This window comes from Lentibacillus sp. JNUCC-1, from assembly GCF_009741735.1.
In the GTDB taxonomy this organism is placed as follows: Bacteria; Bacillota; Bacilli; order Bacillales; family Amphibacillaceae; genus Lentibacillus_B.
On sequence record NZ_WHOH01000002.1, the window covers coordinates 1 to 25650 of the forward strand.

Sequence of the window (25650 nt, forward strand, 5' to 3'; positions counted from 1 at the left end):
TTTTCGGACAATAGTTTTCTAGCTGGTTTCGGATTTCCATCATGAGTTTTTCTTCAGACCATTTTTTCATATCACTTATCGTTCTTCTATCCGTTCCAGGTGTCTTAGACCTTTGTTGGACTTGATAGTACGATAAGCAAGCAAGATATTTTCTCTTGATATGATAACATCGTAAAGATGTGAAAAAGCTTGTTGATTCAAACTTTTATCATATAAATCCGTAAACGTTTCCGTCATATCGTAGTAATCCCAATATCGTAAAGCTTGCACTGTGGCATCCCTCCTGTTGGAGTGATGTTCCCACGTTCCTACCCGACCGGTGCAATGCACGTATGGAAAATAACTTTTCATTTTATTAGACTTGGGGCTGTTCCTCCATTCCCATTACAGGAAATTCATCAGTCATGCCCCTACCCTCACAAGGATAAATGCCCTTCGGCATAAGTCTTATAGCAAACGTTTCGGATGACAGTCCTTGTTTCAACGTTCCTTGTTTTCCAAGTCCCTTACAACCTAGCTATCCGTACTGAACTTAGGTGTCCCCTGGAAGCCTGTGAGCTGGATACCGCCTTTGTTCGGTATAGCGTGTTTCATAGGGCGCATTTTTACTGCACACCACTCACCCATCGTTGGATGCGGTGTTTGTCAACATAGTTGTCGCATGAAGCAGTTTAGCTTCTTTAAATTTCACGCCATATGACCATAGCTACCGCGCTTTGCTTGCTGCCTGATGATTTGAAATGAAAGGGAAACCATTCTTTCATTTCAAATCATCAGGTGATAAAAAACCCATTCTATTAATCTCCTATAGCCAATAAAGTCTCTTCACGCATAGGATTCAATGCAACCTCTTCATGAGGTGACCAACCCTTGTGTTTCTTGCGCCCCAGCGTTCTGGATGATGTTGCTTTGCTTGTTCATATACGTCATGCCTTTTTGCCAATATATCTTTAAATTCTCCACTATGGCATTGTGCAGGGGTCACGAAATTTAAACCGCTGTGTAAATGAACCTCGTTGTACCACTTAATAAACTGTCCTGCCACTTTCTCGCATCCTCCAAGGAAGCAAACCCTTTATGAGGGAACTCAGGAGGTACTTAAGTGTGCGGAACATTGCCTCCGAAAATGGATTGTCATTGCTTACGCGCGGCCTAGAGAACGAGCTTTGAATGCCCAAGGTCTCAAGTAACCCAAGGAATGTCGCGGCCTTCATAGGGCTGCCATTATCAGAGTGTAGTACCAAGGGCTGCCTTTTATCCCTCTTTAAGCACAGCTTTCTTTACGAGTTTCTCAGCGTATTGGGCCTCCTCTGATTCCCATACTTCCCAACCACAGCTTTGCGACTGAACAGGTCAAGAATCAATACAGTCGGTAGAACAGTCCTTTCACAGGCCCCCCAAGCCATGTGATATCCATGTCCAAACTTGGTTCGGCGCAGTTGCTAGATGGCTTTCAGGAACCCGTCTTTTGGGCTTCTGACTGCGGCCACGATGATTCTGCATTTCTTCTTCACGCAGTACGCGATAGAAGGTCGATTCAGATGCGATATACTTCTCCTGATCGGCCAGTTGCGGCACAATCTGAGTAGGAGGTAAATCGGCATATTCTTCTCGGTTCACAACTTCTAAAATTTCTGCCCTTTCTTCTTCCGATAGTTTATTTTTAGGCGTGGGCCGTTTGGCATGCGGGCGCTGATCGACTTTGACATCGCCTTCAGACACCCACCGCTGATAGGTCCGCACATGAATATGCAATTCTTCACATGCCTTTGAAAGACGTGCGCCATTTCGATTAGCTTCTTGAATCAATTCCACGGCACGTGCGCGATCTGGTGGGCCTATCATTCGTCCTCTTGGTCCCCCCAAATCGCTCGGGCCTTTTTTCTTAGGAGTAACAATGCGGCAGCTTCTGCCAGCGCCTTCTCCTTTTTTTGAAGATCCTTTTCCAATGTTTTGGATCGCTGTTTTTCCTCTTTTAGTTGTCCAGTTAACGCTTTGGCTTGGTTAAAAGCATTGCCGTTTGCCTGAAGACAAACTTGTTGCCAAGCATTAATCTGTTCACGGTACAAGCCTTTCTTGCGGCAATACTCCGCTATCTCTTCCTCATTCATGGCATATGTTTCCATAACAATCAAAACTTATCTTCACTGCTCCAACGGTCGCTGTTTTGTCCGTTTCCAGGTGTTGCCGCACCTGACTCCCTGGCCTCTTTCCGCCATTTATACAACGTTGCGTCGGAAATACCTACTTCCTCACTTAATGCCTTTACGGATTCATTTTGTGGTGGCATCATCCGCTTCACTATCGCAGCCTTTCGTTCTTCTGAATAACGTATCCCATTATTTGTCATTACGATGACCTCCGTGTTATTTAGTTAATCATACCACGTTTGCCTCGTACGACAACTATCCTAACAGAGGGGGGATGGGACATAAGTTTCCCTATGTTCAAACTTTAGACCTGTATATTCGGTTATTCGTCAGCTCCATATCTTTGAAGCCATTCTCACCATATCCAGTTTTTCAGCCGTAGGGCATATCCGTTGGCATACCTTCTCCGTGGGAGTGGCTTCAGCCTTCGTTCTGCCTTATCCACCTGTACTTCAAACCCTGTAACCTGTCAGTCACAACGCATGCAGGAGTATTGACGGGATGGTTTTGGGAAACATGGTTCCGTCATTCCCTTCCTTGGTTGTAAAGTTAGAATTCATTTATGAATTCTCCGCCTTTCACGCTTGGTAGCGTTTATAGCAAAGCTTGTCGCGCGCGCCCGTTAATGGAATTATCCACTTCTACTATTAGCTGGTATTGCAGAATATCGTCAATATTCTTCTTAAAGAAGAGTTCAATATCACTTCGCTAATTTATCTACCTGGACCTAGCTGACAGTGATAACAAAACCCCAAGTAACAGCTGCTACTCAGGGTTAAATAATACATTTTATTTCTCACCACTTAATTCAACTACTATTTTTGCTTGTGATTTATCGTTTGTCAATGCTTCGAATCCATTTTCAACAATATCATCCAATTGAATTTGGTCTGTAATAATTCCCTGTGGTTTTAATTGTCCTGTTCCCATTAAATCTACAGTTTGTTGGAATGTAGTAGGTGTATATGCGATTGTTGATGTAACTTTTACACCTGTATTTGTAAGCTGTATTGGATTCCATTCAATCTCCCTAGCAAATATAGACACAATAACCATTGTTCCACGTGCTCTTGTTGAATCAATTGCTTGTTTAAATGTTGGTGCTACTCCGGCAACTTCAAAGGAAACATCTACTCCATCTGGAACAATTTCCTTGATCGCTGTAACAGCATCTTGTTCGCTAGAGTTAACGACATGGGTTGCTCCTAATTCTTTTGCTTTCTCAATTCTAGTTTCCGACAAATCTAAAGCAATAATCTTGCTGGCACCAGCAGCTTTAGCTGCAATAATTGTCATTAAACCAATTGGACCTGCACCAAATACAGCTACCGTATCACCAAACTGCAGTTTCCCTTCTTTTACAGCTTGTACGGCAACCGCAGTTGGTTCTACTAAAGCTCCATCCTGTAGTGTTAAAGATTCTGGAAGTAGATAAACGTTATCTTCCGGTACATTTGCGTATTTAGTAAAACCACCGTCACTGTGAAGACCAATAAAGCTAAACCCATCATAAGGATCAAGGTCTTCCGGCTTATTTCCATAAGTGATTGTTGGATTAATTGCTACTCTATCGCCAACTTTATATTTTGTCACCTTTGGACCTACTTCTTCAATAACACCTGCAAATTCATGCCCCATGGTTAGCGGAGCGATTTCTCCAGTTAACGGATCCTCTTTTTCATTTGGTACAAACACCGGTCCCTCTTCATACTCATGTAAATCACTGCCACAAATACCTGCCCAAGCTACCCTTACTTTAACATCGGTATCTTTCGTTTGTTTTAGTTCTATTTCGTCTACCCGTAAGTCTTTTTTTCCATACCAGACTGCAGCTTTCATTGGATATTACCTCCTGCTTAATTAGTAGAAAATAGTTATAAGAATACTATATTGAAGGAATAATCAATATTAATTCCTATGATTTTATTATACTATTGATTTTTCCAACCTTCTATTAAATAGACTTTAATTTCTAACCAAATACACATATCTCATTAACAGTTTTGCGATTGTTTATTTTAATTCGGTGGCATGGTTTATTCTCGGGTCTTTGTTCATATAATTTTACCATTCCACGATATTTACCTTTTTACTTATCCAGTTTATTCAGTGAACTTTTATTTAACCGTACAAATATCATAAGAAGAATTCCCCCTCATCTGAATCTCTTTTTATTTTCATCGTATATGGATTATTTTATTCAATAATATGACCCTTATATATGATGCTCACGCTAATCCTTATTCAAGAATGGCGCCCTATTCTGGAACAAAGATGATTTATTTTAGAACCTGCCAATCCGTATAAACATTAGCATCTATTCCCAAGTCTTCTGTCTTTAACCATTCAAACGCTTTTAGAACTAATGGAGAAGCATTCTCAAAAGAAATATCTTTTTCTTTTACCCACACGGCACCTAATGAGTCCTGCCCCTCAAATTGTTCAGGTGTTTGTAATTTCCCGCCAATTTTTCTCACAAGGTAATAGACGGCAATATGATGGACATCCGTAAACTCTTTCCACATCCAAGGCAGCTTAAAATCCGTAGCCCCAATGTTTTTTACAATTTCAATTTCAATACCCGTTTCTTCAAGGAATTCTCGTTTCATAGCCTCCGATAAAGTTTCGCCATCTTCCAAACTTCCACCAGGTAAATCGAAACGGTTTATGTATGGTCCACCATTCTTATTTATAACTAACAATTCTTCATCTTCCACAAATATTCCATAAACTCCAAAAGCCCTGTGAAATTTATTATCGGCCATATTAAGTCCCCCTATTTCCGTTTTACTTTATGCAACAAAATGGCCCTAAACCAATACAGATTGGCACTGCCTTATTCCGCGAAAGCGCACGCTTATTGAATTGAAATTTATTCATGTTTGATTGAAGGACGCCTTCTTATTCAAGGAAAGCGCCCGATTGTTTTACAAAGCACCCCTATTCCGATGTAAAAACAACGTAAAGACATTTAATAAAATGGTAACAATGACAAGTACCGTTGAAGCAACAGCTACACCGCGCATTGTATCCGCCAGAGCAGCAAAGTCTTCAATCTTTACCAAGTAAAGGTTATAAAAGATTTGAAAACATATTGCGATAGCGCAAGCGCTGAAACTGATAATGGTAAGAGTAACCCATTTATTATTCTTTTGTTTTTTTTCCACAAGATTAATAGCAGGGATTATCCAAGCTACTAACCCAAGAATCAAACTGCCGATGTTAAGCCAACCAGCATCAATCATATTTCATCCCACCCCATTTTCCCTTCTAAATTTTTCCTCAACAAACTGGCCCGTTTGTGGCATACTGGTATGTTATTTCAGCACAACAAATCCCTTTAGGTAATTATATCTAAAGGGATTTAAGGTTACAACTCTATTCAACAAAATCTTAAGCAATATTTGAACAAAACACAAAAAATAAAACAAGTAACGGAATACCTAACACCCATATCCAAAACTCAACAGATCCAACCATACTCAGATAAAATTCAGTTTGCATAAACCACTGGAGTGTAGCCAGAAATACAATCCCACATAAAGTGAAGAAAGCAATAAACAGTATTAGCAACAATATAGCTAATACTGTTTTCTTAACCCCCTTCGTCAAAACAACCATTACGACCATCCTCTCTCGCTAAATAAACCATATAAATTTCTGCCCAGCATTTCTAAAGCTTCCTTTTTTAGCTCATAGTATCTTGTCTTTCCGATAAACAATTGAGGATAAATGACTTCATCACTGTACCTGGACCCATCATTACGCTTCTTCATGTACTTCATTTCTATTAATTTCTGTTCAGCTGAAGTAAGCGACTCCATTGCATAAAATAATGTATCTAACCACTCACTAGCTTGAATAGATTTCAGAGCAAATTGCTCTGTTTTACTATGATTAAGATTTGAACCACCTGGCATATCTGATATAACGGAAGTAATGCTTGGTACATGTGTTTTTTGTGACATCGCCTTTACCTTGAAATATCGGTTCAGCCAGTTTTCCTCTGCATAGTCAATATAAAATTGTTGTTCATCCCTTAGAAATGATTCTATTTCTTCTCTCGTAAAAACCCCTTCGATATCAGCAGCAAAATTCATTTACCGTCATCCTTTCATTATTTATAGTAAAGCTCCCACGCATTCTGCTTAAATTCTTTCACAACCTCCCAAGGGAAGGGCATTCAGTAAAGCATTAATCTGTTCATATAAAGATTGAGCCGATGAATAACATTCGTGCTGTTCAGTTGATACAATTTCATACATCCCAAATCTATTTTTTGTTATTTGCATGTTTGTTTCAGGAATCTGGATAGACTGATTGACCTCTAATTCGGCTATTTTGTTATAAAGAGGATCATTTTCTATTCCAAGGTATTCATAAACATGCATTTGCGTATTCACATCAAGCATGTTGTTCCCCCCTCCATACTTCAAATTTCCATTTCTAAGCTATCTTTCTCGCTCTCATGCCTTCTCTTTTTAACTGATGGATTTCTAATTGCATACAACAGTTCATCGATATATTTTTCCTCTTCGCTATTCATCCCATAAAGTCGCTGCACAAGAAACCGATGGGATGAAAGAGCTTCACCAATAAAATGTGCTTCTGAATAACTTGCCTGTATTTGAATTTCCTTTTTATCAGTATTGTTTACAGCTCGCAAAATAAAGCCTCCCCAATTAAATCGCATACCCTTTATTTAACTATCCGTCAATGAATGGTATAATATCTAAGCATGTGTTGGGAACGTCAGAAGATACTAGGCATATCTTTTACCATGACGTTCGCCTTCTATTAATCTTTTTTTAGTTTCCTCTGCCGTTGGTACATATTTGTCACCAACGGCGCTTTTATGCCGGTTCCATTCAATCCATTTACGTTCGGTTTCTTCTTGACTATCCTTTGAGTCAAATACCATTACACTTTTCATTCCTTCCCACATTTAAAACCTCTCCTTTCGTCTGTAACTTTCTCCTTCAAGGCGTACGGCTTTTGTCAGGTCCATCATCCGATCAATAATACGGCCTCCGTGATTTCCATATTTCTCAGTAAGCATTTTTTCAGAGTAATTCGTTGAGCAAATAACCGATTTATTGAGTCGCATATCGAATATTTTATACAACACATCAGATGCCCAGCTTTCATGTCCATATTCGTTTGCCTTTACATATTCAGAACCAATATCATCAAGCACCAACAAGTCTAACTCGTCTGCCATTTTGAAGATCTGCATCTCATCTAAATTTGAATTAGGTTTGTACGTGTTTTTGATAAAATCAAATAGATCAGTGACCTTTATATAGAGCGTTTTATAACCTTTTTGCCGCAGCTCTTTAGTAATTGCAAAAGATAAATGGCTTTTTCCGAGGCCACAACTTCCGCTAAACAGAAGTGAATGAACACCATCAAAGGTTTTGACATATTGTCTGGCTACTTCTTTTGCTTTCGACTGTGATGTTTCTGTCGGTATATAGGAATCAATCGTTGCTTCCTTCAAATCGTGTGTAACTCGTTCAAAAGTTGCAATAAACCGCTTTTCTTTTAGCCTTTCTCTTTCTTCTTTTGTTGGCACGTTTAGCTCCTTTAATAGTTGATGGTCCATACAATGTTTACATGCTCCAAGAACGCCTTTAGGTGTTTCATATAATTTGTACAGACTTCCACATTGCTCACATTCTTTTTCATGACATTCTTTAAAAGGGAATGACTTTTTAAGAAGTGATCCAGCTGCTTCCATCGATAGCACCTCCTAAAATCTATCTCTATTCGGATCGTACTCTATTTGACTTACAACTTGTTTATTTCGGGTTTTGTGATTCTGGTCGATTTCTTCAACGGTTAGTAAAGATTCCTTTTCCCAATTCTTTAAGATGCCTTCCGCATATTTAAGTCGTCTAGCATCATTTTCACAAGCAATATTTAATGCTTTTAAAATGATTTCGCCAGGATCTTTAAAAGAAGAATCATCCAACCACAACAACAACTGTTTTTTTGCATGAATATTATTCACACCAAATCCGTTTTCATCCCAAAACTGAACAATCTTCGCTACATCTTTTTCTTGTTCTTTTTCTATTTCTATATCTTGTTCTTTATCTAGTTCTTCTTCTGTACCGTCACGTGACGTCACGCTAACGTCCTCGGGTTTATCTTCTATTAGTTGCTGCTTCTTTCTTTCACGATATCTTTTATTACGCTCTGCATTCAGCTTTCTTACACGGTCCATTCCTTCAACATTTTGATGCTTTTCCCAGTTTGATATCCGGATAAAGGAATCATCATCAATAAAGATCATCCCGAACTCTCTTAACGTTTTTAAGGCAAGTCTCACTGTATTGAGTGACCTATCGAATATAGTAGCAAGCATTTCCTCCGTATAAGGGACATTTTCGTTCAAATAAATATAACCGTTGGCATTTGTTCTCCCAGCTTGTGAAAGCAACTTAATCCAAATGATAAGAATGGTATCAGCTTCTGGAAGCTTTTCTATCAGTCTTATTTTCTCATCATCGAACATGGCGGTGCTTAACTTAATCCATTTAATATTGCTCACTTCAACACCCCCTAATTAAATAGATCCATAGTCTTCATGTAATAACCACTCATCAATTGCATTCAGATTAAATAATAGAATGCCGGCACTTGGGCGGTTAAATGGAATGTTTTCTTGTTTGATTAACCGATATATTGTTGCCTCCGACATCTCTATACCAATTTCATTAAGTAAATAGCGTGATAAGCTTTTCGCTCCTCTAACTACTCGAACTTTAGTTTCTCTTTCTACAGTTTGCATTTATATTACCTCCTTCTGTGTTTGTACCTCATCTTCTAAAGAACATTTTGTTTCACATCGTTACATTCGTGTTCAAAAAAAATAGTCCAATCAAATTGAAGATAATCTGCTATATTCTTCGCTACTTTTGTGCTTGGATTTCTTTTTCCATTTTCGATCATATTATAATACGATCTTTTAATGTCAACTTGTCGGGCAACCTGATCCTGGTTGTATCCCTTTAAATGCCTATATTGTTTGAGCCATGTTCTTTTTGTTTCCACATATACCACCTCCCACATGTAACAATTCGTTACATTTATAATAGTATCATTTTGTTACATAGTCAAGGGTAAAAATACTTTTTTGTTTCGTTTTGTTACATTACCTTTATTGTAACGAAACGTTACAGTATAATGAACTTACTAGGAGGAGAACAATGCTAAGTAAAAGGCTGATTTATTTAAGAAAGCAAAAAAACTTGACGCAAGAGCAAATATCCAAAATTATTGGTGTTTCAAGACCTGCTTATACAGCATATGAAAAAAAGACGCGAACACCCGATTATGATATTTTACAATCTCTTGCCGATTATTATGAAGTTAGTATTGATTACCTTCTTGGAAGAACAGATAACCCTACACCTATAGATAGAAAAGATGAGAAAGAGTTTTTCAAGGCAATAACAGACCCTGACTTAGAAAGATGGTACACAGAGTTGCCTCAATCTGACGAAGAGGACTTAAAGAAATTACGTAGAATGTGGGAAATAATTAAAAGCGATCCTGACAGAAAATAAAATTAGTTACGATCTCTAGTTGAACTAGAGATTTATTTTTAACACAAAACAGAACATGTGTTTGCATTATATGATAGGAAGTATATAATAAAAAAAAAATAGCGGTAATTGGAGGTGCTCTTTTGGAAGTTCATGTATACTTTTTAGAAGGACACAGCGAAGTTAATACATTAAATGGAGAGGTAAATGTCTTTCTAAATAAGAACGACGAACAACAAAAGATGTGGTTTGAACTCATTAATTACTTGAACCAGATGACCGAGCTTAATGACGCACAAAAGTGCAAAATAACCATTTCAAGTGAAAAGGAGAATCAACAATGGCTTCATTCGTCGAATTAATACCAAACAAAAAATACAAATTGTTCGTGGAATTAGAATCAAATCCTGATGGTTCGAGAAACAGACGGACAAAGGTTATTCAAGCAAGTGGGAAAAGGGAGGCAAGAAGACTTTTAAGTAAATTTGAGCAAGAAATCATGGAGAACTCTCATTTATCTATTGATAATCCATACATGCCAGCCTTTATAGATAGATGGAGAACAAACTACGCACAAACGGAATTAGATATGGCAACACTTGAAAGTTATGATATTTCTTTAAAGCAGATAAAGAGGTATTTTAAAAAGAAAAAAATAAAGGCTATCAAACCTTTACACATTATTGAATTCTATACTGAGGAAAGAAAAGCTGGCAGAGGATCATTGGAAACGAAACATAAGGTATTGCAATCCTTATTTAAGCATGCGATCGTATGGAAATATATTGACAAAGAAGAGAATCCCATGGAGGACGTTTCTAAACCTAAAACGCAAAAGAAGCAACATAAGGACTTCTACAATAAACATGAATTAAAAGAACTTTTTAAGCTGCTAGAAGACCAGCCCGAGCATCATCAACTAATGGCAAAATGCGCTTTATACGGTGGTTTAAGACGTGGAGAAGTACTTGGAATAGCTGATGACTCAATTGATTTTGAAAGCAATACAATAACTGTAAAACGCTCTCTACAATGCACTAAGTCAAAAGGGATTGTATTAAAGGAAACGAAAGGTAAAGATGCTAGAATCATCATACTTCCTGATAAATTCATGGAGGAATTACAAGCTTATCATAAAAAGAAATTACAATTAAAAAAGGATATGGGAACTTTATGGACAGGCTTTGAGGACCAAAATAAGAAGAAAGTCTTCCTTTTATTCAGCGATGTACATGGCAAACCTTTTCGACCAGACTCTGTAACTCAACTGTGGGGCAGATTCATGAATCGTAATCAAGATAAAATCAAACGTATTCGATTCCATGATTTAAGACATTCGTCTGCATCTTTAATTTTAAGCGAAGGTGTCAACATGAAAATCGTGCAAAAAAGATTAGGACATAAAGATATTAGGACAACGTTAAATATGTATTCACATATCACAACAGAGGATGAACAAAAGGCCAGTGACGTTTTCAACGTTTTATTCTAGTTCGTCACTCGTTCCGTCACTCGAACCAAATACTTGCCTTTTATATACATGCAATAAATAAAGCGTATCCCTTATTGCCCAAGGGATACGCCGTAGAGCTTCCAGCCAGATTTGAACTGGCGACCTCTTCCTTACCATAGTTATGGGCTTTACTGTCAATATGTAGCTTTTTCTCTCAAACCATTGATGTACCGCGCTTTGTTTTTCGCTGTGTTCGCAATTAATATCGTTAAACCCCGAATAATTGAGGGGTATTTCAGACGTACGTCACTTGGATGTCCCCCTCTGTTAGGATAGTTGTCGTACGAGGCAAACGTGGTATGATTAACTAAATCACACGGAGGTCATCGTAATGACAAATAAGCGATATTCAGAGGAACAAAAAACGGCGGCATTGAAGCGGATGATGCCACCACAAAATGAATCAGTGAAAGCATTGAGTAAAGAGACTGGCATCTCAGACGTGACACTGTATAAGTGGCGAAAGGAGGCCAGAGCGTCTGGTAACGCAGCTCCTGGCAATGGGCAAACCAGCGATCGATGGAGCAGCGAAGATAAGTTTCTTGTCGTCATGGAGACATATGCCATGAACGAGAAAGAAATAGCGGAATATTGCCGGAAAAAAGGCTTATACCGCGAACAGATCAATGCCTGGCAAGAAGCTTGCCTTCAGGCGAATGGAAAAGCTCTTGGCTTGTCTAAAGAGCTGAATGGACAGTTGAAAGAGGAAAAACAACGATCACAGTCTTTAGAAAAAGATCTAAAAAAGAAGGAGAAAGCATTGGCGGAAGCGGCTGCGTTGTTACTTCTTAGAAAAAAGGCCCGAGCGATTTGGGGGGACCAAGAGGACGAATGATCGATCCGTCAGATCGCTTACGTGCCGTAGAATTAATTCAGGAAGCCAATCGAAATGGCGCGCGTCTTTCAAAAGCATGTGAAGAATTGCATATTCACGTACGGACTTATCAAAGGTGGGTGGCTGAAGGCGATGTCAAGATCGATCAACGTCCTCACGCAGAGCGGCCAATACCCAAGAACAAAATATCAGAAGAAGAAAGAACCGAAATTCTGGAGGTTGTAAACCAGGAATCATATGCCGATTTACCTCCCACACAAATTATCCCCCTTCTGGCTGATCAGGGGAAATATATTGCATCCGAATCAACGTTTTATCGCGTACTACGCGAAGAAAAAATGCAGAATCATCGTGGCCGCAGTCAAAAGCCCAAAAAGCGAATTCCCGAAAGTCACTTGGCAACGGCACCGAATCAGGTTTGGACTTGGGATATCACATGGCTCGGCGGCCCTGTGAAAGGATTATTCTACCGATTGTACTTGATCCTTGATCTGTTTAGTCGCAAAGTTGTTGGTTGGGAAGTGTGGGAAACAGAGGAAGCTCAGTACGCTGAAAAGCTCGTCAAAAAAGCTGTACTGAAAGAGGAAATCAAAGGCAGGCCTTTAGTACTGCACTCTGATAATGGCAGCCCTATGAAAGCCGCAACGTTCCTTGGATTGCTTGAGACCTTGGGTATTCAAAGCTCATTTTCCAGGCCCCGAGTAAGCAATGACAATCCATATTCGGAAGCGATGTTCCGGACACTTAAGTACCGACCGGAGTTTCCTCATGAAGGTTTTGTCTCCTTGGAGGAGGCGAGAAAATGGGCAAGTCAGTTTGTCGAATGGTATAACGACGTTCATTTACACAGTGCTTTAAATTTCGTGACACCTGTACAGTGCCATAATGGGGCATATAAAGATATTTTGGCACAACGTCAAGTCATCTATGAACAGGCAAAACAAAAACATCCAGAACGTTGGGGATCCAGGGGCACAAGGGATTGGTCTCCTCATGAAGAGGTTGCACTGAATCCAATGCGTGAGGATACTGCCGTGGCCTCAGGTGATTCATAGAGTGCCTATCACCTGATGATTTGAAATGAAAAATGGTTCACCTTTCATTTTAAATCATCAGGGCAGCAAGCGAAGCGCGGTAGCTATGATCACTGGGTATGAAATTTTAAAAAATAATTAGCTGAATGCGACAACTATGTTGACAAACACCGATGTCACTTTAGTTAAGGATAATGATTCCTTTGTAAAACTGTTGTAAAGTTTTTTTATTGAATGCATGAAGAACCAGCCTTTGCATAAATTTACTATGATGGCGTACTGCCTTATTACATCATGCCCGGCGTGTTGTGCTTTTTTTGTGCTTTGTTGAATTGTGAAATACTGTGGAATCAATGGTTTTGAGCGCCTCAAAAACAAAGATAATTGTGTGTGATTTTGTATTGTTGTTTATTCTTGTATTTGGTTTTTTGGTTTTATATTTAGCACATCAAATAAACATGATATATTTTTATTAAAGTTGCGCGCACATTTTTACTAGCAGATATATTTACTCTTTCACGCGCTCTTGTAACACCAACATAAAATACACTAAGTTGTTCTATAAAAACCATCTCATTATCTTCATTCAATTCAATTTTACAATTCTCTTTGTAGTCACAATCAATACACATTCCTCTCCAACTAGGAAGTTTTCCTTCTTCCATATCCATCAAAAATACTTCATCCCATTCCAATCCTTTTGAGGAATGGATAGTTAAGATCTGAATATCATCTTTTATTGCAGAGAGATAGCGACTCAATTCATGTTCTAAAAGAACTTCCAATATATATTCCGTTTTTTCCTTTTGCGTTAACTTTCTATATGTGCTGTTGACCACAATAGAGTTTACAAAGGCTTTAAATAATTTTAAAAAGCTACTCTTTGTATCTATATCTATTTCAGTAGACGCTAATCTATACTCAACCTTTTGAAACCATTTATTTATTTCGGATTTAATAATTTTTACACTGCTCATAAAATGTTTTTGAAATTCACTAGCACATATTTCATGAAATAGTCTGTAATCTTTATGGTTAACATCAATATTTAGTGCATTATAAAAGGTAATGTCCTGATATTTTAATTCGTTAATCAAAACATCAACATCTTGTCCACGCTGCGGAACTAATACAGCAAAATTTCGCTGCGAGTTTTCTTCAATACCCTTCTTTAACCTAGATACAATGTCATGTACTTCTTCTTGATGTGTCTCATGGTATTTAATGTATTCACTATGTGTTTTATCTAGCTTATTATAAGCATTAGATGCTACACTTCTGACTTTATTGTCTATCATTAACATTTCTCTATTATCTTTAAAGCGATAGTTCGTCTGAAGTTTATAATACTTACAATCATACTTTTCACTAAATATATCAAATAAATTGGGAACAGTACCAATAAATCCGTAAATTCTTTGAAGATGATCGCCATATATTTGAAGTTTTACTTTTTCATTAGTCAATAATAACTCTAATAACATTAAATTCAGATGGTTACTATCCTGAAATTCATCAACCACTATATTGGTGAATAATTGTTGATAAAAAACCAACAATTCATTATTTTCTTTTAGCAACTGTATCGTTAATGTAATAATTCCGTTGTGTGTAATATAGTTATTAGGTAATAATTGATTAATAATAACATTATTATATTCTTCTATGTTATTATGTATAAAAACTGCTTTGGCAGTTTTTACAGCTTCATTGTATTTGCCTACAACCATCTTGTCCTCTTTAGACACCAGATAATTCCCAATTGCTACTTCATCATCAATAACATCTAACTCCTCCATTCTAAGAAGTTTTTCACTAAATTCCACACCATATTTCCGTAGAATTAACCTTGCCAATCCATGATAGTTTGTAATTTTCACTTTCCTTTTTATTCTTTTTTTCAAATTATCAGGTAAACAAGAAATTTCTTTTTCAATATCTTGTTTCATTTTACTAGTAGAATTAATACTAAATGTTATCATCAGAACTTTTTCGTGGTTTTTAGGCTTATTACACAATAAATCATAAACTACTTTATTTATTAATACTTTTGTTTTACCATAACCGGCAGGAGCCTCGACAATAAACCTTGGAGCAACAGATTGAATTACTGATAATTGCTGAATATCAGAATTAAAGTAATCAATAATCTCATTTTGATATTCCAATAGTTTATTCATCTGACTTCACCAAGTCTTGAAATGCTGCTTTAAAACAATCCGGGGTCACTAAAGCATGTTCCGCAACTAGCATTCCATTGACCACCCCTTTATTACCATCACTTTTTAAATCCCGAATAAAATTCTCTTTAACTTCCGCAAAAATTAAATTCTTTTTTTCATCTTCGAGTCTTCTTAATTGTTCAATAAAATCACTAGAAGTGGTTGGATTTAAATCTATATTAAACTTCTTCGCTACTCCCATGACACGACTGATAAGACAAACATCTTTTGCTTCATAAAAATCAATATATTTATCGAAGTTATAGCATTCAACAATGTCATCTTCAAATTCTGTTAAAGTTGTTTGAAATAGTCCCTTAATTCCTTGGTATCTTGGTTCATTATCTATATTACCATTATCTTTATCTATAATTCCGACAACTTTAACCCCGAAGTTTTCAAATAATTTCATTAATTGGGGGACTCTTTCTACGCCATGTGAGTTTAAAACGCTGATTCCTTCTTTATTTGGATTAATACCCTCTCGTTCAAACAATGGATTAACCGCACCAATTTCTGTTTCTCCCTCTACAACTAACACCTTTTTTGCGTAAAATGCTTCCTTTAACTCATTAAAAAATCTGTATAAATGCTTTTCTAATGATTTTCCTATATCTATATCCAATCCATTTTTCACTAAAACTTCTTCGCTTAAATTCCTGTAAACTCTAATTATCTGTTTATAGTCATTATCTAGTATAAAAGGAGAATGTGTAATAATAAATAATTGTCCCTGTATAGCGTCAATACCGAATAAAAAATTCAGCAATTCATTAAAATTCTTATCCTCATTGTTTAGTATACTCTTAATATAATGAATGAAGTACCTCTGTGAGTGAGGATGTAGATGTAATTCGGGCTCATCGATAGAAATGATAACATTTAATGTTTTTCTACCTTCTACCTCAATGATTGCGTTCTGTTTCTTATTATTAAATATATTTGATATTTGATTTAATAAAACAAGAGGAATAGAATTTAAAAATTGGGTACCCTCACCTAGTTCATTAAGTTCATATTTTTCTTCTGCTAAAAGTTGAATTAACCGACCTAACATATTATTAATACTCTCGCCTGTACCAGCTGTAATATTAAACAGATTAAAAGTATCCAGTTTATGGATATAATAGTTAATAGAATACAACAATTGATCAACAGCATCTTCGTTTAATACTTCAAAATTTTCTTGTTGAACCAAGACCTTTTTCATCAATTCATTCAAAAAATTGTTTTTCCCATTAAAGTTTAGCTCTTTATTGGGGTTTCTTACAGAACCGTAAGAAATAAAGTGTGAAGACTTTATTGCTGTTCTATATATTTCATCCCCTGTTCTTTCCTCATAATACTTAATATTGTCTTCTATAGTCTCTTGCTTTATCAATATATTTATTATTGTTTTATCCTCACCAAATGCAAAGTAATCATCAAATATACCTATTTCTCCATCTTCTATTTTTAATTTTGCTTTAACTTCTAATGGTTCATCTTTATCGAAGAAATCCTCTTCTTCAAATTCTCTCCTATTAAATATAATATTTAGTAAGTCTAAGACATTAGTTTTCCCAATGTTGTTTTCACCAATAATAAAATTTATATCATGATTAAATTTGAACATCTTTCCAGATAGATTTCTGTAATTATATATTGTTAATTGTTTTAGCCTAATTTTAATCCACTCCTATAATTTGGAGGTAGTAACAGTGCACTAAAATTCAGTGACAAGATAGTTGATATTTCCATAGACTGTTTTAAGTATCTTAGTACCAACAATTTTTGCAATAACATTTCCAACCTGCAACTTTATCCAAATAAAATCCTTAATGTTTAATAAAGAAAAAGAAGGTGAGCAATTCTACCTTAACTCATCATCCAACGGCACAACAACTTCATCCAACACATTCCTCCACTCACGTTTCATTCCAGGGCCATATTTGAATGGTTTGGCATCAGGATTTACTGCTTTATACTTATCAAAATCCCTACTGTCAATGATTTCACCGATGTTTGGTATAGGATCCATTCCAATCATATATTGAACCTGGGATAAATGAAGTTCATCTTTGTCTACGAACCATGTATTTGCAAAATCTTCTATTGCTTTGTTTTTTCGCTCCGTAAAGAATGCTCTTTTAACAATAAAAATATCTTCATCTTTATCAACTTCTTCATTATCAATTGCATTTAAAATGTACCGATACACATTTTTAACAATTTCTGTTTTTTCTAGTTTTTGAAGTGCATTTTCTATATCGTCACGGATATTTTTATTATTGGCTGAGTATGTTTCAAGTAGCTTATCAATATAAGTTGCATCAACATCATAAATCTTGGCTGCATTCGCGCCGTAAAATTCAATATCAGAGAAATCAACATCTGGTTCATCGCCAGAATCCTCGTCATCGATTAATGATCCTTTAACTGTGTTATATACGCCAAAAGATTCTTCAATCGTCATGACTTGATCTCTAAGTGTATTTGAAGTTTCCATATCATCGTTGTATTCGTTATAGGTTACAAGCGCCTCGTAAGCATTATTTAATTCTTGAAACGCTTTTACAAATTCAACTCGAGTTTCAATGGGCGTATGCTCGTCTATATTCTCAATGTGAGGCGCAATTGTCTCCAATTCTTTGTGCGCCTTTTTAAAACGTTTCTTTGAATCATCGTACGTTGGATAGATTAAGGTGGATTCTTCTCTATCATCAGAGTATAGCTTTGTTGCTTCCTGCACATTATATTCCATTGTGTAAGGCTTCCTGAAGGTCACAATTAATCCCTTTGTCTTTTCTGGGTATGTCCGATTTGTTCGCGAAAAGGCCTGAATCAAATTGGCATAACTTAAATTCCGATCAACAAAAAGGGTTTGGACAGTAGGTGCATCAAATCCTGTTAATAAGCGTTCGACAACAATCACAAGGTCAATTTGTTTCCCAAACTCTTTAAATTCCGCCCTCTTGCGGGCTAAACGGTTATTAATATCGCCATTATAACGATCTACACTTTCAAGTGACCAAGCCGTATTATAGTAATCATTATAATCCTTCATGATTTCTTTCATTTCATCTTGACTCTCTGCTGCATGATCCTCATTTTCTTCTAAAGAATATGTAATCGCAATTCGTGGAAAGTCTGGGTCTTCCATGGTACGTCCTTTTCTTATAGGATGATCAGGGAATTCATTCTTCATCCAGTCTGGATCTTTCGTCACTTCCTTAATAGCATGATAATAACGTTTTGCCATATCGATAGAACTGGTTGTTAAAATGGCAGATTTCTGCGGGCGCCCATTTTGAAAGTCAAATTTCATATAAGCATTATCTGGACGAAAGATCTTGTGAATCACCTTTTGAATATGCTCATCACTTTCAAAAACAGATGGTTCGATATACTTTTCCTTCTCGATTCCATCCATTTGATCAATCACATCGTTTATTTTAATATCCGTGGCGTCAGCATACTTTCCACTCTGCCTGAGTTGGTCATAAATGTGATTATTTAAAGACGTGCGTTCAATGGTGTCTACATGTTCTACTTGAAACCCTAATACAGATTCATCCTCTAAGGCATTTTTAATAGTATAGGTATGTAAAACATCTCCATACTGATCACGTGTCGTCCTCGCTAACTGCCCTTTCGCCTGCTTCTTATTGACGTTAAAAATTGGCGTTCCTGTAAAGCCAAACCAAGTAGAATTTGGAAAGAAACCTTTCATTTTTTCCATACCTTCTGCACTTAATGCGCGGTGACATTCATCCACGATAAACACGATATGCTGGCCTAATAACTTTCTAAATCGTTGCGTACCTTTATTCTCTTCTACCTTCTCGGCATAACGCAAGGCAGACTCTAGCTTTTGGCGCGTAGTGATGATGACTGTATTTGTATTGGCATCAGAGAGTAACGTATGACTTAACTCTCTTGCACTGCCAGTACCTACTATTAAACTATTAGACCTCGCGTTACCAGAGGAGATACCAGTGTTATATTCTGAAGCAAATTTTGTGAACTCGGAAGTCGTTTGGTTATCCAAGTCTTTACGGTCAATCAACATAATCGTCCGGTCAATACCCGGTTTTTGTGCTAATAGCTTGGTAGATACAAAACTTGTTAATGTCTTCCCAGAGCCAGTTGCATGCCAAACAAACCCGGACTGATGCTGCATTGCAGATTTATACAAGGCCTGGATGGCATGGATTTGGTAGGGTTGTAAAACCATTAATGTCTTATTATCCTGGTCTTCACTCACAATCGTGTAATCAGCAATTAATCGGTGCGCATCTGGAATATTTAAAACTTGTTTCACAAATTCATAAAGATTTTCTATCTTTTTATTGTCCGTCGTTCGCCAACTAAATAGGAATTTTTTATGCATATCTTTTGGCATCGCATTCGCGAAATAGCGTGTCGTTTGTTCATTAGACACAACAAATAATTGCAATGTAGAGAAGATATTCCCCCTGTACATTCCTTCTTCAGCATATTTCTTAATTTGGTTAAACGCTTGAAACACACCATCTTTTGCGCTTGCTTGTTTTAATTCAATTTGAACGATTGGTAGACCATTAATTAAAAGAGTGACATCAAAACGACGATCACGGTCATCTGCATGCATTTTTTGTTTGGAAATTTGGTGAACGACTTCATATGTAGAAATGCCACCACCTATATCACGATTGGAATACAACACTAATGACATCTGCCCTAAGTCAGTATTTTCTCTTTCAATCGTAATGCGTGCAATACCATTCTCCCCTTTAAGCCACTTTGCAGAATCAAAGGGGGTTTTTGTCTTTAATAGTAATTCAGTTTTGATCGTGTCGAACTCTTTATCTGTAATCGGATGCTCACCAATTTCAGATAAGTTGTTTTGTGTTATTTTTTCACGCAAATTGTTCCAGAGGGCGTTTTCCGATTTTAAATCAGGACGGAAATCCCATTGATTATACCCTTCTCCAGCACTTCAATGAGCCGATGTTCGACTTCAGCTTCATCATTATGGGATAAACTTGTCATGATTCTTCCTCCTCTCTGGTGCTTAGACAAACATTTTTTGTAGGAAAGCTTTTTGGTTTGTTTTAAGGTTTCTAGTTCTTGTTGATGAAAGGCTATGGTGTGTCTAGTTGTTTGAAAAAGTTTCCGATTTTGGTTTGCTCTTTAATATCTGGAATCATATACTTTATTGATTTTAAATCCCTGGAATAAATAGCTGCAACACTTGTTGTTCCTACTGCTCTTGCTTTTACCTGTCTAATTAAATCTTCTGTATTATATAGATAATTAAAGAAGTATGTATCTATATTCTTTAAAGTGCATCTTGCAATGTTGCTATTAAACGCATACTTTTCATCTTCTAGAAACCAAGTTGCACCCTTCCCAACTAATTCAAGTGTATTTCTTGTATTAAAGAAAAAATCTCCATTATAAATAAGATTTTCTTTAGTAATAACTTCATTAGTATCTAGGTATTCTAATTTATCGAAAGAAATATATCCCTTTGAATATTACCCATTTTAATCAGTGGAACGCCGCTATTATTTCATTACCTAGTAAATTTGTACCTGTTTGAATTGATATAATGTCATCTTGAAATTTATGTTGTTCCCAAGATTTGCTAAACCCTGGAAACCGAATCTCCGCACAGACTCTCCTTCTTTGGAAACATTTTTGCAAGAATCCCTGTTTTGTTTGCTTGAGAGTATCTAGTTCTCGTTGTCGATACATAATAGCGTCATCCATTTGTTTAAGGAAGATACCTATTTTAACTTGTTCATTTTTGTTAGTTATATAAGGAAACTTGACGTTTTTAAAGCTATCATAAAACAGATATTCCCTTACACTTCCTTCGGTATTTCTTCTTACTTCGTTAATAAAAGTTGGCGATTTCATATCGGTGTTTGTCAACATAGTTGTCGCATGAAGCAGTTTAGCTTCTTTAAATTTCACGCCATATGACCATAGCTACCGCGCTTTGCTTGCTGCCCTGATGATTTGAAATGAAAGGGAAAACCATTCTTTCATTTCAAATCATCAGGTGATAAAAAACCCATTCTATTAATCTCCTATAGCCAATAAAGTCTCTTCACGCATAGGATTCAATGCAACCTCTTCATGAGGTGACCAATCCCTTGTGTTTCTTGCGCCCCAGCGTTCTGGATGATGTTGCTTTGCTTGTTCATATACGTCATGCCTTTTTGCCAATATATCTTTAAATTCTCCACTATGGCATTGTGCAGGGGTCACGAAATTTAAACCGCTGTGTAAATGAACCTCGTTGTACCACTTAATAAACTGTCCTGCCCACTTTCTCGCATCCTCCAAGGAAGCAAACCCTTTATGAGGGAACTCAGGACGGTACTTAAGTGTGCGGAACATTGCCTCCGAAAATGGATTGTCATTGCTTACGCGCGGCCTAGAGAACGAGCTTTGAATGCCCAAGGTCTCAAGTAACCCAAGGAATGTCGCGGCCTTCATAGGGCTGCCATTATCAGAGTGTAGTACCAAAGGGCTGCCTTTTATCCCTCTTTAAGCACAGCTTTCTTTACGAGTTTCTCAGCGTATTGGGCCTCCTCTGATTCCCATACTTCCCAACCCACAGCTTTGCGACTGAACAGGTCAAGAATCAAATACAGTCGGTAAGAACAGTCCTTTCACAGGCCCCCAAGCCATGTGATATCCCATGTCCAAACTTGGTTCGGCGCAGTTGCTAGATGCTTTCAGGAACCCGTCTTTTGGGCTTCTGACTGCGGCCACGATGATTCTGCATTTCTTCTTCACGCAGTACGCGATAGAAGGTCGATTCAGATGCGATATACTTCTCCTGATCGGCCAGTTGCGGCACAATCTGAGTAGGAGGTAAATCGGCATATTCTTCTCGGTTCACAACTTCTAAAATTTCTGCCCTTTCTTCTTCCGATAGTTTATTTTAGGCGTGGGCCGTTTGGCATGCGGGCGTTGATCGACTTTGACATCGCCTTCAGACACCCACCGCTGATAGGTCCGCACATGAATATGCAATTCTTCACATGCCTTTGAAAGACGTGCGCCATTTCGATTAGCTTCTTGAATCAATTCCACGGCACGTGCGCGATCTGGTGGGCCTATCATTCGTCCTCTTGGTCCCCCCAAATCGCTCGGGCCTTTTTTCTTAGGAGTAACAATGCGGCAGCTTCTGCCAGCGCCTTCTCCTTTTTTTGAAGATCCTTTTCCAATGTTTTGGATCGCTGTTTTTCCTCTTTTAGTTGTCCAGTTAACGCTTTGGCTTGGTTAAAAGCATTGCCGTTTGCCTGAAGGCAAACTTGTTGCCAAGCATTAATCTGTTCACGGTACAAGCCTTTCTTGCGCAATACTCCGCTATCTCCTCCTCATTCATGGCATATGTTTCCATAACAATCAAAAACTTATCTTCACTGCACCAACGGTCGCTGTTTGTCCGTTTCCAGGTGTTGCCGCACCTGACTCCCTGGCCTCTTTCCGCCATTATACAACGTTGCGTCGGAAATACTACTTCCTCACTTAATGCCTTACGGATTCATTTGTGGTGGCATCATCCGCTTCACTATCGCAGCCTTTCGTTCTTCTGAATAACGTATCCCATTATTTGTCATTACGATGACCTCCGTGTTATTTAGTTAATCATACCACGTTTGCCTCGTACGACAACTATCCTAACAGAGGGGGCTAATGATGATGTTGACGAGGCACTCGAAGAAGCCAGACGCGAAACCGATCCTGATACACGCAAAAAACTCTATAAAGAAGCCCAGGAAATACTCATTGATGTAGCACCAATGATCTATATCCACCACCAGGAGTATCTGCTGGGAGTAGATGACTCTGTGAAAGACTTCGATATTGACGCCCAAGGAATCTATCAAATCCATGAAACATATATCGATTAAAACAATTTGAAGCTATCAAAATCTCCACTTATCGAAAATGATAAGTGGAGATTTTTTGTTATTGTCAAGAAATTAATCAAAAACAAATCATTATCACCCTAAAAAATCAAATAATACTCTCTTTGTAAGCGTTTGAAAAAACTAATACCCGTATAAAAAACATCAATTAGTCAAACGCTTAAATCGGTGGTACATTAAGAATGTAAGTTGTATATACAATTAACAACCATAACAAGTGGAAAGGAAGTTGACAATATGTCTAAGAAAAATGCAAAGACTATTGATTAGACAGCCTTGTAAAAGGATATGAAGATGCTTTTCCTTTTTATCAAGTACTCGCCCCTACAGGCGAAGTTGTAAACTCCGATTTAGAACCAAATTTAAGTGACGAGGAATAACTGAACTAATGAGAAGATTAGTTTGGGCTCGCACGTATGATAAACGCGTAACATTACTTAACCGTCAAGGCGCCCTAGGTAACTATGCTCCAGGCGGTGGACAAGAAGCCAGCCAAGTTGCAACTCAATTTGCATTAGAAGATGGCGACTTTTTCGCAGGTACTTATCGCGACTTAGTTCCACTTATTTTCCATGGTCTGCCTTTGGAAAAAGCATTCCTTTGGTATAAAGGTCATATGAAAGGTAACGAATTCCCTGAAGAACTTCAGGCTTATGCACCCCAAGTTATCGTCGGCGGTCACATCACACACGCCATGGGTGTTGCATTCGGAATGAAAAAACGTCAGAAAAATAATGTTGTTATGTCACTCAGCGGAGATGGCGCTACATCTCAAGGTGACTTCTATGAAGGCATCAACTTTGCCGGTGCATACAACGTACCATACATCCCAATTATTCAAAACAACGATATGGTATCTCAGTTCCAGTTGATGAACAGACAAATGCTAAACACTTGCTCAAAAAGCAGTAGCAGCTGGTATTCCTGGTATCCAAGTTGATGGAATGGATCCGCTCGCAATGTATTCAGCAGTGAAAGTTGCCCGTGATCATGCTCTAGCCGGCAAAGGCCCTGTTCTTATCGAAGCATTGACTTATCGTTTCGGTCCACACACTATGTCTGATGACCCTACTCGCTATCGTAAAGATGAAGAATTAGAAGAATGGGAACAAAAAGATCCACTTGTTCGCATGAATAAATATCTTGAAGCCAAGGGACTTGGAGCGAAGAACAAGGTGAAGAAGTCGACGAAGCATGTAAACAGGAAATCAAACAAGCAGTTGCTGCAGTTGGGCAAGCTGACAAACAAAAAGTCTCAGACTTCTTGAAAAACATGTACGATGTTTCTCCTCAAAATATTCAAGAACAAATTGCTGAATACGAAGAAAAGGAGATGAATGAAGATGAGTGAAAAAACAATCGTTCAAGGGGTTAGTGGAAGCTCTCGATTATAAATTGACTCAAGATGAAAATGTTTTACTTTATGGTGAAGATATTGGACCAAATGGCGGTGTTTTCCGTGTCACTTCTGGTCTACAGGACAAGCATGGTGTAGATCGCGTTTTTGATACACCATTGGCTGAATCCGGAATTTTAGGCATGTCAATCGGGCTTGCTACAGAGGGTTTAGACCTGTACCTGAAATTCAATTCTCAGGCTTCATCCTTGAAGCAATGTCACCTCTTATCGCTCAGCTTTCTCGGATGCGCTACCGTATGGCCAATACAAGGAATATGCCTATCACAATCAGAGCACCTTATGGCGGTGTCCACACACCAGAACTTCACTCTGACAGTTTAGAAGGCCTAATGGCTCAGGTGCCTGGTATACGTGTTGTTATTCCAAGTAACCCATACGATGCTAAAGGCTTACTGATTTCTTCCATTGAAAGTGAAGATCCGGTTATCTTCCTTGAACACTTGAAACTTTATCGTTCAATCAAACAAGAAGTTCCTGATGAAGACTACCGTGTACCACTTGATAAAGCAGCTATTGCCCGCGAAGGTTCTGACGTAACTGTCATTGGTTATGGTCTGATGATTCCTGAAGCACTTAAAGCTGCTAAGGAATTAGAAAATGACATTTCTGTAGAAGTTGTCGATTTGAGAACTGTTTCTCCAATTGATATGGAAACGATCCTTGAATCTGTTAAGAAAACAGGCCGTGTTGTTGTAACACAGGAAGCTCAGCGTCAAGCAGGTACAGCTGGACAGATCATGTCTGAAATAAGTGAACGAGCTTTCATGTACATGGAAGCACCTATTACAAGATACAGGTCCAGACCTGTATTTCCATTTGGTGCTGCAGAAGCAGATTGGATTCCAAACTCAACTAATATTATCGAGAAAGTCAAAGAAGTATACGACTTTTAAATTTCAATTGATCAAGGAGGACTAGAAATGATTTATTCATTTAAATTACCCGACAGTGGCGAGGGAATTCATGAAAGTGAAATCGTCACTTGGGATGTCAAACCAGGCGACAACA

General features: G+C 37.7%; 21 protein-coding genes and 7 pseudogenes. 8 read left to right on the plus strand and 20 right to left on the minus strand.

Annotated features, from left to right (window positions below):
• Positions 1-75: 75 nt before the first annotated feature.
• The 13 genes and pseudogenes from JNUCC1_RS10270 to JNUCC1_RS10330 all read right to left on the minus strand — a co-directional run bounded on the left by JNUCC1_RS10270 (position 76) and on the right by JNUCC1_RS10330 (position 9209).
• Positions 76-270 carry a hypothetical protein gene (locus JNUCC1_RS10270; protein WP_197431709.1) on the minus strand — a complete coding sequence of 65 codons (195 nt, stop codon included), beginning with the start codon at positions 268-270 and terminating at the stop codon, positions 76-78.
• A 527-nt stretch (positions 271-797) separates the two neighbouring features.
• Positions 798-2350 (minus strand): annotated as a pseudogene (locus tag JNUCC1_RS10275) (IS3 family transposase).
• Positions 2351-2939: 589 nt separating this feature from the next.
• On the minus strand, positions 2940-3989 hold the full coding sequence (locus JNUCC1_RS10280; protein ID WP_156644833.1) for a 2,3-butanediol dehydrogenase: 1050 nt from the start codon (positions 3987-3989) through the stop codon (positions 2940-2942).
• 440 nt (positions 3990-4429) lie between these two features.
• Positions 4430-4915, minus strand: coding sequence for an NUDIX hydrolase (locus tag JNUCC1_RS10285; RefSeq protein ID WP_156645133.1), 486 nt, complete (start codon positions 4913-4915; stop codon positions 4430-4432).
• Between the two features lie 162 nt (positions 4916-5077).
• Positions 5078-5395 carry a hypothetical protein gene (locus JNUCC1_RS10290; protein WP_156645478.1) on the minus strand — a complete coding sequence of 106 codons (318 nt, stop codon included), beginning with the start codon at positions 5393-5395 and terminating at the stop codon, positions 5078-5080.
• A 375-nt stretch (positions 5396-5770) separates the two neighbouring features.
• Positions 5771-6250: an ArpU family phage packaging/lysis transcriptional regulator gene (locus JNUCC1_RS10295; protein WP_156645132.1), complete on the minus strand. Its 480-nt coding sequence runs from the start codon at positions 6248-6250 to the stop codon at positions 5771-5773.
• Between the two features lie 48 nt (positions 6251-6298).
• The gene (locus tag JNUCC1_RS10300; protein WP_156645131.1) at positions 6299-6562 is read right to left on the minus strand and encodes a hypothetical protein; all 264 of its coding nucleotides are present in this window, start codon (positions 6560-6562) and stop codon (positions 6299-6301) included.
• Positions 6563-6582: 20 nt separating this feature from the next.
• A complete protein-coding gene (locus JNUCC1_RS10305; protein ID WP_156645130.1) occupies positions 6583-6816 on the minus strand; it encodes a hypothetical protein in 234 nt (77 codons plus the stop codon).
• 96 nt (positions 6817-6912) lie between these two features.
• Positions 6913-7095, minus strand: coding sequence for a hypothetical protein (locus tag JNUCC1_RS10310; protein WP_156645479.1), 183 nt, complete (start codon positions 7093-7095; stop codon positions 6913-6915).
• Complete coding sequence (locus JNUCC1_RS10315; protein ID WP_156645129.1) at positions 7096-7890, minus strand: ATP-binding protein; 795 nt, start codon at positions 7888-7890, stop codon at positions 7096-7098.
• Between the two features lie 12 nt (positions 7891-7902).
• Positions 7903-8706: a phage replisome organizer N-terminal domain-containing protein gene (locus tag JNUCC1_RS10320; protein ID WP_331713685.1), complete on the minus strand. Its 804-nt coding sequence runs from the start codon at positions 8704-8706 to the stop codon at positions 7903-7905.
• 15 nt (positions 8707-8721) lie between these two features.
• Complete coding sequence (locus JNUCC1_RS10325; protein WP_156645128.1) at positions 8722-8946, minus strand: hypothetical protein; 225 nt, start codon at positions 8944-8946, stop codon at positions 8722-8724.
• Positions 8947-8981: 35 nt separating this feature from the next.
• Positions 8982-9209 carry a helix-turn-helix transcriptional regulator gene (locus JNUCC1_RS10330; protein ID WP_331713684.1) on the minus strand — a complete coding sequence of 76 codons (228 nt, stop codon included), beginning with the start codon at positions 9207-9209 and terminating at the stop codon, positions 8982-8984.
• Positions 9210-9364: 155 nt separating this feature from the next.
• Here JNUCC1_RS10330 and JNUCC1_RS10335 point away from each other — a divergent pair, with 155 nt between their 5' ends.
• The 4 genes from JNUCC1_RS10335 (at position 9365) to JNUCC1_RS10350 (ending at position 13106) form a co-directional block, all read left to right on the plus strand.
• Positions 9365-9724: a helix-turn-helix domain-containing protein gene (locus JNUCC1_RS10335; RefSeq protein WP_156645126.1), complete on the plus strand. Its 360-nt coding sequence runs from the start codon at positions 9365-9367 to the stop codon at positions 9722-9724.
• 122 nt (positions 9725-9846) lie between these two features.
• Positions 9847-10065 (plus strand): hypothetical protein, encoded by a 219-nt coding sequence (locus JNUCC1_RS10340; protein WP_156645125.1) that lies wholly within the window; start codon positions 9847-9849, stop codon positions 10063-10065.
• On the plus strand, positions 10044-11195 hold the full coding sequence (locus JNUCC1_RS10345; protein WP_156645124.1) for a tyrosine-type recombinase/integrase: 1152 nt from the start codon (positions 10044-10046) through the stop codon (positions 11193-11195). Before JNUCC1_RS10340 ends, JNUCC1_RS10345 begins: the two co-directional genes overlap by 22 nt.
• 352 nt (positions 11196-11547) lie before the next feature.
• Positions 11548-13106 (plus strand): IS3 family transposase gene (locus JNUCC1_RS10350; protein ID WP_156645148.1). Its coding sequence is split into 2 segments (ribosomal slippage): positions 11548-12016 and positions 12016-13106, totalling 1560 coding nucleotides; the frame shifts between segments, so codons are not numbered across the junction.
• 419 nt (positions 13107-13525) lie between these two features.
• Here the strand turns inward: JNUCC1_RS10350 and JNUCC1_RS10355 are convergent.
• The 7 genes and pseudogenes from JNUCC1_RS10355 to JNUCC1_RS10380 all read right to left on the minus strand — a co-directional run bounded on the left by JNUCC1_RS10355 (position 13526) and on the right by JNUCC1_RS10380 (position 22911).
• Positions 13526-15265: a UvrD-helicase domain-containing protein gene (locus tag JNUCC1_RS10355; RefSeq protein ID WP_156645480.1), complete on the minus strand. Its 1740-nt coding sequence runs from the start codon at positions 15263-15265 to the stop codon at positions 13526-13528.
• On the minus strand, positions 15258-16979 hold the full coding sequence (locus tag JNUCC1_RS10360; RefSeq protein ID WP_331713741.1) for an ATP-dependent nuclease: 1722 nt from the start codon (positions 16977-16979) through the stop codon (positions 15258-15260). The genes JNUCC1_RS10355 and JNUCC1_RS10360 overlap by 8 nt, the downstream gene beginning before the upstream one ends.
• Positions 16980-17159: 180 nt before the next feature.
• Positions 17160-20320 (minus strand): annotated as a pseudogene (locus tag JNUCC1_RS10365) (type I restriction endonuclease subunit R).
• A gap of 28 nt (positions 20321-20348) precedes the next feature.
• A pseudogene (locus JNUCC1_RS19505) lies at positions 20349-20466 on the minus strand (restriction endonuclease subunit S); the annotation flags it as partial.
• Between the two features lie 12 nt (positions 20467-20478).
• Positions 20479-20793 (minus strand): annotated as a pseudogene (locus tag JNUCC1_RS10370) (hypothetical protein); the annotation flags it as partial.
• A 28-nt stretch (positions 20794-20821) separates the two neighbouring features.
• Positions 20822-21250 (minus strand): restriction endonuclease subunit S, encoded by a 429-nt coding sequence (locus JNUCC1_RS10375; RefSeq protein ID WP_156645481.1) that lies wholly within the window; start codon positions 21248-21250, stop codon positions 20822-20824.
• A 108-nt stretch (positions 21251-21358) separates the two neighbouring features.
• Positions 21359-22911, minus strand: a pseudogene (locus tag JNUCC1_RS10380) (IS3 family transposase).
• Positions 22912-22950: 39 nt separating this feature from the next.
• Between JNUCC1_RS10380 and JNUCC1_RS10385 the strand changes: the two are divergent.
• The 4 genes and pseudogenes from JNUCC1_RS10385 to JNUCC1_RS18705 form a co-directional block, all read left to right on the plus strand.
• On the plus strand, positions 22951-23205 hold the full coding sequence (locus tag JNUCC1_RS10385) for a hypothetical protein (protein WP_156645144.1): 255 nt from the start codon (positions 22951-22953) through the stop codon (positions 23203-23205).
• Positions 23206-23513: 308 nt separating this feature from the next.
• Positions 23514-24574 (plus strand): annotated as a pseudogene (gene pdhA, locus JNUCC1_RS10390) (pyruvate dehydrogenase (acetyl-transferring) E1 component subunit alpha); the annotation flags it as partial.
• A pseudogene (locus JNUCC1_RS10395) lies at positions 24567-25535 on the plus strand (alpha-ketoacid dehydrogenase subunit beta). The pseudogenes pdhA and JNUCC1_RS10395, both read left to right, overlap by 8 nt.
• A 27-nt stretch (positions 25536-25562) precedes the next feature.
• The coding region (locus tag JNUCC1_RS18705) for a hypothetical protein (protein WP_231784187.1) at positions 25563-25650 on the plus strand (88 nt) is incomplete at its 3' end.

Excerpts from the sequence above, each read along its gene's own strand:
- JNUCC1_RS10280 (WP_156644833.1), bottom strand. The coding sequence starts at position 3,989 with ATGAAAGCTGCAGTCTGGTATGGAAAAAAAGACTTACGGGTAGACGAA.
- JNUCC1_RS10285 (WP_156645133.1), bottom strand. The coding sequence starts at position 4,915 with ATGGCCGATAATAAATTTCACAGGGCTTTTGGAGTTTATGGAATATTT.
- JNUCC1_RS10290 (WP_156645478.1), bottom strand. The coding sequence starts at position 5,395 with ATGATTGATGCTGGTTGGCTTAACATCGGCAGTTTGATTCTTGGGTTA.
- JNUCC1_RS10295 (WP_156645132.1), bottom strand. The coding sequence starts at position 6,250 with ATGAATTTTGCTGCTGATATCGAAGGGGTTTTTACGAGAGAAGAAATA.
- JNUCC1_RS10300 (WP_156645131.1), bottom strand. The coding sequence starts at position 6,562 with ATGCTTGATGTGAATACGCAAATGCATGTTTATGAATACCTTGGAATA.
- JNUCC1_RS10310 (WP_156645479.1), bottom strand. The coding sequence starts at position 7,095 with ATGTGGGAAGGAATGAAAAGTGTAATGGTATTTGACTCAAAGGATAGT.
- JNUCC1_RS10315 (WP_156645129.1), bottom strand. The coding sequence starts at position 7,890 with ATGGAAGCAGCTGGATCACTTCTTAAAAAGTCATTCCCTTTTAAAGAA.
- JNUCC1_RS10325 (WP_156645128.1), bottom strand. The coding sequence starts at position 8,946 with ATGCAAACTGTAGAAAGAGAAACTAAAGTTCGAGTAGTTAGAGGAGCG.
- JNUCC1_RS10335 (WP_156645126.1), top strand. The coding sequence starts at position 9,365 with ATGCTAAGTAAAAGGCTGATTTATTTAAGAAAGCAAAAAAACTTGACG.
- JNUCC1_RS10345 (WP_156645124.1), top strand. The coding sequence starts at position 10,044 with ATGGCTTCATTCGTCGAATTAATACCAAACAAAAAATACAAATTGTTC.
- JNUCC1_RS10355 (WP_156645480.1), bottom strand. The coding sequence starts at position 15,265 with ATGAATAAACTATTGGAATATCAAAATGAGATTATTGATTACTTTAAT.